The following is a 9,279-nucleotide window of genomic DNA, read 5'->3' as shown; positions in this document are numbered from 1 at the left end:
CCGCCCGTCTGGCGCTGCGGGGGTTGCGGCGGGGCTGGTCGCGGGCCGCCCCGCTGGGGGGGGGGTGTTCCCCCTGTGGGGAGCCCCCCCCCACGTCTTTTGTCCCCTCAGTGACAGTGGGGGCCTGCGGGGCCGGCGTCGGCGATGTCGGGTGCGGTGCAGTAGTCGACGCCCGGTTCCGGGGCGGTCAGGTCTCCGGATTCGGTGTCGTTGCAGTAGGCGTCGAAGACGCGGGCCGCCGGCAGGGGTTCGAGCCGTTCGTCCTTGAGGCGCCAGCCGTAGATCCGCTGGGTGTCCCCCGTCGTGGTGCGGACGACGAGCGCGCAGGCGTTCCCGTGCGCGATGGCCAGGGCCAAGAGGGTCGTCAACTCCATGGCCTCGGTCTCGTCGAGGGTGACGGTGCCGGGTTCGGTGGCATCGACGTGGAGGACGGCGTGGAGCATGCCCTGGGTGGTGGGGACGCTGCCGACCCAGTGGTGGGCGCCGGAGCCGACGCTGTCGACGGCGCGGGCGATCAGGTAGGAGGCACGGGCGAAGGCGGCGCGGCCGATGTCCTGGCCGCATCCGGCGCAGGGGCCGATGTGGGACAGGGTGGTGGACGCATACTGCCAGGTCGCCTGGCGGACGGCCTCGTCGACCAGTTCGGGCACGAGGTCGTCCAGGGGTTGTCCCTCGTACGCGATGGCGGGGCCGACGCTTGCGAGTTCCGCGGTGAAGCGGGTGCGGCTGGCCGGTGTGTCCGGTTCCAGGCCGGTCTCCGCGCAGTACTCCTCGTACTCGTCGGGGTCGAAGAGGGCGACGGTGGTGTGGCCGCCCTTCGCGGCGAGGGATTTGAGGAGGCCTTCGACCTGGCGCAGGTAGGTCTTGTGGTCGTCGAAGGTGAAGCTGCGGTAGCGCCGCATCGCGGAGAAGTCCTGCTCGTCGGCCAGGAGGCCGATGGTGCCGGCGACCTCTTGGCGCAGTGCGGTGCGCAGGCTCGTGGTGCGGCCGTTCCGGGTGGGCTGTGTGTGCGTCATGATTCCCCCTGAGTTCACGCTGTGTGCACGTGGTCGATCAATGCTCACTCAGAGTAATCATGGGTACTGACAATGCACCCGGCCGTGGCGGTCGGCCGGGTGCGGGTGGGTGGTGTCAGGCGCGCTTGCGGGCGATGTCCTCGTAGAACTTGAGGAGTTCGAGGTTGTCGATCGAGCCGGGGTTCACGGCCTTCTCGAGCGGGGTGCCCTGAAGGAGGCGCTTGACGGGGACCTCGATGCGCTTGCCGGTGAGGGTGTGCGGGACGCCGGGGGCTTCGATGATCTCGTCGGGGACGTGGCGCGGGGAGAGCTGTTCGCGGATGGCGCGCTTGATGCGGTCGCGGAGGTCGTCGTCGAGGGCGGCGCCGGGGGCGAGGTGGACGAACAGGGGCATCCAGTAGCCGCCGTCGGGGAGTTCGAGGCCGATGACGAGGGACTCGCGGATCTCGGGGAGGCGCTCCACGACCTCGTAGATGTCCGCGGATCCCATGCGGACGCCCTGGCGGTTGAGGGTGGAGTCGGAGCGGCCGTGGATGACGACGGAGCCGCGTGAGGTGAGCGTGATCCAGTCGCCGTGGCGCCAGACGCCGGGGTACGTGTCGAAGTAGCTGTCGTGGTAGCGGCTGCCGTCGGGGTCGTTCCAGAAGCGGATCGGCATGGAGGGCATGGGGTTGGTGACGACGAGTTCGCCGACCTCGTCGATGAGGGGGTTGCCGTCGGGGTCCCAGGCCTGGAGGTCGGTGCCGAGGCCGGGGGCCTGGAGTTCGCCGATGTGGACGGGGAGGGTGGCGACGGCGCCGGCGAAGCAGGAGCAGACGTCGGTGCCACCGCTGACCGAGGCGATCCAGAGGTCGTCGCGGACCTCGTCGTGGAGCCAGCGGAAGCCGTCGGGCGGCAGCGGGGAGCCGGTGGTGGCGACGCACTTGACGCGGGAGAGGTCGTGGTCGCGGGAGGGGTGCACGCCGGCCTTGCGGCAGGCCATGACGTAGGCGGCGGAGGTGCCGAAGAGGGTGGCGCCGGTGCGTTCGGCGATGGCCCACTGGGCGCCGGTCTCGGGGTAGCCGGGGCTGCCGTCGTACGTGACGATCGTGGTGCCGGTGAGGAGGCCGGAGACGAGGAAGTTCCACATCATCCAGCCGGTGGACGTGTACCAGAAGAAGCGGTCGCCGGGGCCGAGGTCGCAGTGGAGGCCGAGCTGCTTGAGGTGCTCGACGAGGATGCCGCCCTGTGACTGGACGATGGCCTTGGGGAGGCCGGTGGTGCCGGAGGAGTAGAGCACCCACAGGGGGTGGTCGAAGGGCACCTCTTCGTAGACGGGGGCCACGTCCTCCGAAGTGAGGGCGGACCACTCCAGGGCGCCTTCGGGGGCGTCGGTGCCGAGGAGCGGGATGTGCACGACGGCGCGGAGGGTGGGCAGTTCGGCGCGGAGTTCGGCGACGGTGTCGCGGCGGTCGTGCTCCTTGCCTCCGTAGCGGTAGCCGTCAACGGTGAAGAGGACGACGGGTTCGACCTGCTGGAAGCGGTCGAGGACGCTGCGGGCGCCGAAGTCCGGGGCGCAGGAGGTCCAGACGGCGCCGACGGCAGCGGTGGCGAGGAGGGCGACGACGGCTTCGGGGATGTTGGGCAGGTAGCCGCTGACCCGGTCGCCGGGGCGGACGCCGAGGGCGCGGAGTTCCGCGGCGAGCGAGCCGACCTGGCGGCGGAGCTCGGCCCAGGTGACGGGTCGCGGTTCGTGCGTCTCGTCGACGTGGAGGATGGCCGGGGTGTCGGCGCGGGCGGGGTCGTCGGCTGTGCGCAGGGCGTGCTCGGCGTAGTTGAGCGTGGCTTCGGGGAACCATTCGGCGCCGGGCATGGCGCGGCTGCCCAGCACGCGCGCGTAGGGGTGGGTGAAGCGCACGTCGAACCACTCGGTGACGGCCTTCCAGAACGTCTCCAGTTCTGCGACCGACCAGCGGTGCAGGGCCGCGTAGCCCCCCTCGGCGGGTGCTCCGTGGTGCTCGGCGGCCCAGGTCTGGAACCGGGTGACCTGCGCGTCGGCGATCTGCTGCCGGTCGGGCTGCCAGAGCGGGATGGGGTTCGCGGTGGACATGGGGCGGCTCCCGGGATGTACGCGGCGTGTGCGTCCTTGGCGCGCGCACGGCTGGGGTGTGCGCGTGACGCGGCTGACAGGACGATGCCATGTGATCGACTTCCGCACCAGGGCGGACCCCACATAGTCCGTGTCGTGAAGATGTGGCGGCACCACGGATGAACGGGAGTTGAACGCGACACGCGCGGGGGCGCGCCGATGGCAGGGTGAGCAGCATGAACGGTCGTGACCTGGTGCGCTCGGTGAGGGCGGTTCCTTCTGCGGTTCCCTCGGCGGTGGCGTCGGCCGGCTCCGTCCAGTGGCTGCGGGCCGTCCGTGCGTCCTGGCGGCGGCGCCGGGCGGACGCTGCGGGGTTGGCGGCGCGGGGTCCGGAGCGGGCGCGGGTGCCGGGGGCGGTGGTCGGGGCCGAGCCGGAGCCCGGCGGTGGGGTGGTGCGGTTCGCCCGGTCGGCGCTGCGGATCCGGGTCGCGGTCGGCGGGGCCGTCTTCTGGGGCTGGGACGGGGCCGAGCCCGGTCCGTCGTACGCGCTGGCCGGGGTGTGTCCCGAGGCGGATCCGCGGGCGGTTCTCGAACCCGACAAGGACGGCGGCTGGCGGGTGGTGTCCGAGCGGGTGACCGTCGTGGTGTCCCGGCACGGCGCCGTGGAGGTGTGCACGCCCGGCGGGGTGACGCTGCGGCGGGATCTGCCGCCCCGGTGGTGGGAGCCGGAGGGCGGGGGTGCGGCGCGCTGGGTGCAGCGGTCGGAGGTGGCTGCGGACGCGCGGTTCTTCGGGCTCGGCGGGCGGGCGTCGGGGCCGCGGCTGCGGGGCGGGACGTACCGGCTGTGGAACACGGATCCGGGGGGTTCGTTCGGGCCGGGTGACGATCCGCTGTCGATCACGATGCCGGTGCAGTTGGTCGTGGCCGACGCGGGGACGCATCTGGTGTTCCACGACAGCACCTGGGACGGCGTGGTGAGCCTGCGCGAGGGGGGCGAGGGCGCGGGGTCGGGGCACGACCGGGCCGGGACGTCCGAGCTGCGGATGGACGGCGGTCCGCTGCGCTGCTGGGTGGTGGTGGGCACCCCCGCGCGCGTGCTGCAGGTGTGGACGCAGCTGACGGGGGCACCGTGTGTGCCGCCTTCCTGGGCGCTCGGCTATCAGCACGCCAGATGGGGCTTCGGTCACGCCCAGGAGGTGCGCCGGGTCGTCGCCGGCTACAAGGAGCGCGGTCTGCCCCTGGAAGCGGTGCATCTGGACATCGACCACCTGGCGGCGCACGAGGTGTTCACGGTCGACAAGGAGCGGTTTCCCGCGCTGCCGTTCCTGGCGGAGGAGTTGCGCGACCAGGGTGTGCGCTTGGTGTCGATCGTCGATCCGGCGGTGAAGGCGCGGCCCGGTGGCGCGGTGTACGAGGGCGGGCGGGCGCTGGACGCCTTCGTGAGGGACGCCGGCGGGGAGCCGGCGCGCGGGGTGGTGTGGGCGGGTGAGTCGGTGTACCCGGACTTCACGGCGGAGCGGGTGCGCGCCTGGTGGGGCGGGTTGTACGAGGAGCGGCTGGCGCAGGGTTTCGCCGGTTTCTGGCACGACATGAACGAGCCGGTGTCGTTCGCCGCCTTCGGGGAGACCACCTTGCCGCGGTCGTCGCGACACGCCCTGGAGGGGCGCGGTGGCGACCATCAGGAGGCGCACAACGTGTACGGGCTGTGCATGGCGCGGGCCGGCTACGAAGGGCTGCTCGGACTCCGGCCCCGGGAGCGGCCGTTCGTGTTCTCCCGGTCGGGCTGGGTCGGGATGCAGCGCTACGGGGGCACGTGGTCCGGGGACGTCGTCTCGGGGTGGCCCGGACTGCGCGCCTCCTTGTCGCTCGTGCTGGGGCTCGGGTTGTGCGGGGTGCCGTACTCGGGGCCCGACGTGGGCGGGTTCGACGGGCATCCGTCGCCGGAGCTGTACCTGCGCTGGCTGCAACTGGGGTCGTATCTGCCGTTGTTCCGTACCCATTCCGCGCTGCGGGCGGGCCGGCGGGAGCCGTGGACGTTCGGCGACGAGGTGCTCGGGCACGCGCGCGTGGCGCTGGAGGAGCGGCATCGGCTCGTGCCGTACTTCGTGACGCTGGCGCATCTGGCGCAGCGGAGCGGGGCCCCGTACGTGCGGCCCTTGTGGTGGGGCGCTCCGGAGGACCGGGCGCTGCGGGACGTGGAGGACGCGTTCTTGCTGGGCGACGCCCTGCTGGTGGCGCCGGTGACGGAGCCGGGGGCGCGGCACAGGCGGGTGCGGCTGCCGCGGGGGCGCTGGTACGACACGGCCACGGGAGCGGTGTTCGAGGGGCCGGGGCTGGTGACGGTGGAGGCGCCGCTGTCGCGGGTGCCGGTGCTCGCGCGGGCGGGAGCGGTGATTCCGGTGCGCGGTGAAGACGGCGGTCTGGTGCTGGAGGCGTGGGCTCCGGTCCGTGGGGCGACGGGGAGCGGTGTCGTCGTGGCGGACCCCGGGGACGGCTGGGAGGAGCCGGCGATCGAGCGGTTCCGGACGCGGTGGAGCGGGGGGCGGGTCGTGGTGGAGCCGGATGCGGGGGACGTCGGCGAGGAGGGGGCCGGGCCGGTGGCGTATCCGGTGCGAGTTCGGGGGGTGTGAGGGAGCGCGAGCGGGCCTCAGCGGGCCCGTGCGGCCGCGCTGGGGCGTGTCGCGCGCCCGGGGAGGAAGGCGTCGGGTCCGGGGACGTGTGCGACGCGGGTGCGGGGGATGTGAGGTGCCGTCACTGGCCCGCGCGGAGCAGGGTCGGAGCGCTCTCCGGCACGGCCGTGGCAGCGCCTTCAGGGTCGCGGTGTGCAGCCCAGGGCGGATCGGGCAGCTTCAGACCGGCACGGCCGGCTGCGGCGGGCTGCGGAGCGGCGCCGCTTCGCCGACCTCAGCTGTAGCGGCCCTCGAACCAGGCCTTCGCGGCTGCCGTGTGGAGTGGGAAGGCCAGTTCGGTGGGGCGGCGCAGGAGTTGCCAGCCTGTGGTCTCGTTCGTCGGGGTGCTGGGCGGCAGTTCGCTCACCGGGCGTTCGGGCAGCAGGCCGAAGAGGAGCAGGTGGCCGTCGGGCGCGCTCATCGCGTCGGCCAGGCGGACCTCGCGGGCCGGGGCGACGATGCCGGTCTCCTCGGCCAGTTCGCGGACGACCGCGTGCCGCCAGTCCTCGTGGTCGTCGATGAAACCGCCGGGCAGGGCGGTCCTCCCCAGCGCGGGCGGGATGGTGCGGGTGATCGTCACGAGGGCGGTGCCCGACGTGTCGTGGACGGGCAGCAGGGCGACGGCCACCGGCAGGGGGTTGCGGTAAACGACGGTGGCGCAGGCCGGGCAGGTGCGCGGCCAGCCGTGCGTGCCGGTCTCGTAGGGGGCTCCGCAGCTCGAACAGTGGGAGCCCGGTACGGGGGTCGAGGCCGTGGGGTGGGTCGTCGATGCGGACACGGCGCGGACTTTATCCGATCGCCCCGCACTCGATCGCTCCCGCCGGTCTTCCCCCGAGCGGCCGCTTCCTGGTAGACGCTGGGCCATGACTCGAACCGGAACCGTTCTGCGGCGTCTCGTCGCCGTCACCGCAGCCGCGCTGCTCGGCGTGGCCGTGGCGCCGTCCGCCGCGCAGGCGAAGCCCGACCCGAAGGCGCCGAAGGAGTTCGTGGCGCTCAGCGAGGTCGATCCGACGATCATCCAGGAGATGCGCTACTACACGGAGCACAACTTCGTCGGGGAGCCGGTGGACGGCTACAAGAAGCCGATGTGCATCCTGACGCGTCCGGCGGCGAACGCGCTCCACAAGGCACAGACGGGGCTTCTGAAGAGGGGCTACTCGCTGAAGGTGTACGACTGTTACCGGCCGCAGCGGGCGGTGGACCATTTCGTGCGCTGGGCCGAGGATCTGGGCGACCAGCGGATGAAGCCGGAGTTCTATCCCCATGTCGACAAGACGCGGCTGTTCGAGGACGGCTACATCGCGGCCAAGTCGGGGCACAGCCGCGGTTCCACGCTCGACCTGACGCTCGTGAAGCTGCCGGCGCTGCCCACGCGCGCGTACGTGCCCGGGGAGGAACTGACCCCCTGTTACGGGCCGCAGGCCGAGCGGTTCCCGGACAATTCGGTGGACATGGGCACCGGGTTCGACTGCTTCGACACGCTCGCGCACACCGACGATCCGCGCATCCAGGGCGCGCAGCGCGCCAACCGGGACCTGTTGCGTGACGCCCTGGTGGGGCAGGGATTCGTGAACCTCCCGGAGGAGTGGTGGCACTACACGTACAAGCCCGAGCTCTTCCCCGACACGTACTTCGACTTCCCGGTCTCGCGGAAGTCGCTGGCCGGCCGGAACTGACCGCTTAGCGGCCCCGGCACGGACGGAGGGCGCGACCGGAACCACCCCCGTGGATCCCGGTTGCGCCCTCCCCGTTACACGGACGCCGAACGGCGCCGCATGGTTCTGCCGCTCCCCTGCCGAACCTCTGCCGGCTTCCGCCGCCCCCTGCCGCCCGACGGTTGCCCGTGGCACACTTCTGACGTTCCGTCAGATGTTCGCTGCCGGGGAGGCACTGTGGGGCGTACGCGTACACCGGTCGTGGCCGGTTGGTTCACCGGAGAGGGCGACGACTTCCGGCTGCTGGGGACGCGCTGCGCCGCCTGCGCGTCGGTGTTCTTCCCCCGCGAGGACGGGCTGTGCCGCAATCCGGCCTGTGCGGGCGGGGAGCTGGTGGAGGTCCCGCTGTCGCGGCGCGGGCGCGTCTGGTCGTACACCGACGGCCGCTACCGGCCGCCGGCGCCGTACGTCTCGGACCCGGAACTTCCGTGGGAGCCCCGCACGTTGATCGCTGTGGAGCTGGCCGCGGAGAGGATGGTGGTGCTGGGCCAGGGGGTCGAAGGGGTGTCGGTGGCCGATCTGGAGGTCGGCATGGAGGTGGAGGTCGTGCCGGGCGTGCTCGGCGAGGAGGGGGACGACGAGAGCGGGACGGTCTGGACGACGTGGCAGTGGCGGCCGACGGGGGTGCGGGCATGACCGGGGACGTGGCGGTGCTGGGTGCGGGCATGCACCCGTGGGGCAAGTGGGGTCGCAGCTTCGTGGAGTACGGGACGGCAGCGGCGCGGACGGCGCTGGCCGACGCCGGTCTCGACTGGCGGGACGTGACGTCCGTGGTCGGCGCGGACACGGTGCGCGGGGGCTATCCGGGGTACGTGGCGGGGGCGACGTTCGCGAAGGCGCTCGGCTGGCAGGGCGCCCGGGTGACCAGCGTGTACGCGGCCTGCGCTTCGGGGGCGCAGGCGGTGAGCACCGCGCGGGCGCAGATTCTCGCGGGCCTCGCGGACGTGGTGCTCGTGGTGGGCGCCGACGCCGCGCCCAAGGGCTTCTTCCGGCCCGCCGGCGGTGACCGGCCGGACGATCCGGACTGGCTGCGCTTCCGGGTGCTCGGGGCGACGAACCCGGCGTACTTCGGGCTGTACGCGCGCCGGCGCATGGCGCTGCACGGCGACACCCTGGAGGACTTCGCGCGGGTCAAGGTGAAGAACGCGGCGGCGGGGACGCTGAATCCGAACGCGCGCTACCGCAAGACGGTCTCCGCCGAGGAGGTGGCGGCGTCCGCCGTGGTCGCGGATCCGCTGCGGCTGCTCGACATCTGCGCGACGTCGGACGGCGGGGCCGCGCTGGTCCTCACCAGCATGGAGTTCGCGCGGCGACGCGGGGTGCGGGACCCGGTGCGGATCCGGGCGGTCTCCACGGTCACGCCGACCTATCCGACGACGGTGCCGGACCTTCCGGACATCGCCACGGACTCGGCGGCCGGGGCGGAGCCGCAGGGGCCGGGGTTCCGTGCGTCGATCGCCCGCGCCGCCTACGAGGAGGCGGGGATCGGCCCCGAGGACCTGTCGCTCGCGGAGGTCTACGACCTGTCCACGGCCCTGGAGCTCCAGTGGTACGAGGACCTCGGGCTGTGCGACGCGGGTGAGGGCGCGAAGCTGCTGCGGGACGGGGCGACGGCGCTCGGCGGCCGGATACCGGTGAACGTGAGCGGGGGCCTCGCCTCCTTCGGCGAGGCGGTGCCCGCGCAGGCGATCGCCCAGGTCTGCGAGCTGACCTGGCAGCTGCGCGGGGCGGCCGGGGACCGGCAGGTGGAGGGGGCGCGGGTCGGGGTGACAGCGAACCAGGGGCTCTTCGGGCACGGGTCGTCGGTGGTC

The 9,279-nt window shown here is 72.9% G+C and carries 7 protein-coding genes; 4 read left to right on the top strand and 3 right to left on the bottom strand.

Annotated elements, in window-relative coordinates:
• Positions 1-107: 107 nt before the first annotated feature.
• Positions 108-1,016, bottom strand: a complete 909-nt coding sequence (locus ACFW9D_RS34935) for a hypothetical protein (protein ID WP_188340108.1) — start codon at positions 1,014-1,016, stop codon at positions 108-110.
• Positions 1,017-1,131: 115 nt separating this feature from the next.
• Positions 1,132-3,105, bottom strand: a complete 1,974-nt coding sequence (locus ACFW9D_RS34930; RefSeq protein ID WP_384628875.1) for an acetoacetate--CoA ligase — start codon at positions 3,103-3,105, stop codon at positions 1,132-1,134.
• A gap of 215 nt (positions 3,106-3,320) precedes the next feature.
• Between ACFW9D_RS34930 and ACFW9D_RS34925 the strand changes: the two genes are divergently transcribed.
• On the top strand, positions 3,321-5,714 hold the full coding sequence (locus tag ACFW9D_RS34925; RefSeq protein WP_384628872.1) for a glycoside hydrolase family 31 protein: 2,394 nt from the start codon (positions 3,321-3,323) through the stop codon (positions 5,712-5,714).
• 274 nt (positions 5,715-5,988) lie between these two features.
• On the opposite strand, the gene ACFW9D_RS34920 is transcribed toward ACFW9D_RS34925, so the two are convergent.
• On the bottom strand, positions 5,989-6,531 hold the full coding sequence (locus ACFW9D_RS34920) for an NUDIX domain-containing protein (RefSeq protein WP_384628869.1): 543 nt from the start codon (positions 6,529-6,531) through the stop codon (positions 5,989-5,991).
• 85 nt (positions 6,532-6,616) lie between these two features.
• Between ACFW9D_RS34920 and ACFW9D_RS34915 the strand changes: the two genes are divergently transcribed.
• The 3 genes from ACFW9D_RS34915 to ACFW9D_RS34905 form a co-directional block, all read left to right on the top strand.
• Positions 6,617-7,429, top strand: a complete 813-nt coding sequence (locus tag ACFW9D_RS34915) for a M15 family metallopeptidase (protein ID WP_384628866.1) — start codon at positions 6,617-6,619, stop codon at positions 7,427-7,429.
• 216 nt (positions 7,430-7,645) lie between these two features.
• Complete coding sequence (locus ACFW9D_RS34910; protein WP_223206209.1) at positions 7,646-8,104, top strand: Zn-ribbon domain-containing OB-fold protein; 459 nt, start codon at positions 7,646-7,648, stop codon at positions 8,102-8,104.
• Positions 8,101-9,279, top strand: a 1,179-nt coding sequence (locus ACFW9D_RS34905; RefSeq protein WP_384628863.1) for a lipid-transfer protein, incomplete at its 3' end; no start/stop codon positions are given. The genes ACFW9D_RS34910 and ACFW9D_RS34905, both read left to right, overlap by 4 nt.

Source organism: Streptomyces sp. NPDC059524 (assembly GCF_042749255.1).
Classification (GTDB): domain Bacteria; phylum Actinomycetota; class Actinomycetes; order Streptomycetales; family Streptomycetaceae; genus Streptomyces; species Streptomyces xanthii.
Note: the sequence above shows the minus strand (reverse complement) of the source record. Positions and strands in the feature narration are given on the sequence as shown.

Bases quoted from the DNA above. Each gene is read 5' to 3' on its own strand.
- ACFW9D_RS34930 (WP_384628875.1), bottom strand. From the start codon at position 3,105: ATGTCCACCGCGAACCCCATCCCGCTCTGGCAGCCCGACCGGCAGCAG.
- ACFW9D_RS34925 (WP_384628872.1), top strand. From the start codon at position 3,321: ATGAACGGTCGTGACCTGGTGCGCTCGGTGAGGGCGGTTCCTTCTGCG.
- ACFW9D_RS34935 (WP_188340108.1), bottom strand. From the start codon at position 1,016: ATGACGCACACACAGCCCACCCGGAACGGCCGCACCACGAGCCTGCGC.
- ACFW9D_RS34915 (WP_384628866.1), top strand. From the start codon at position 6,617: ATGACTCGAACCGGAACCGTTCTGCGGCGTCTCGTCGCCGTCACCGCA.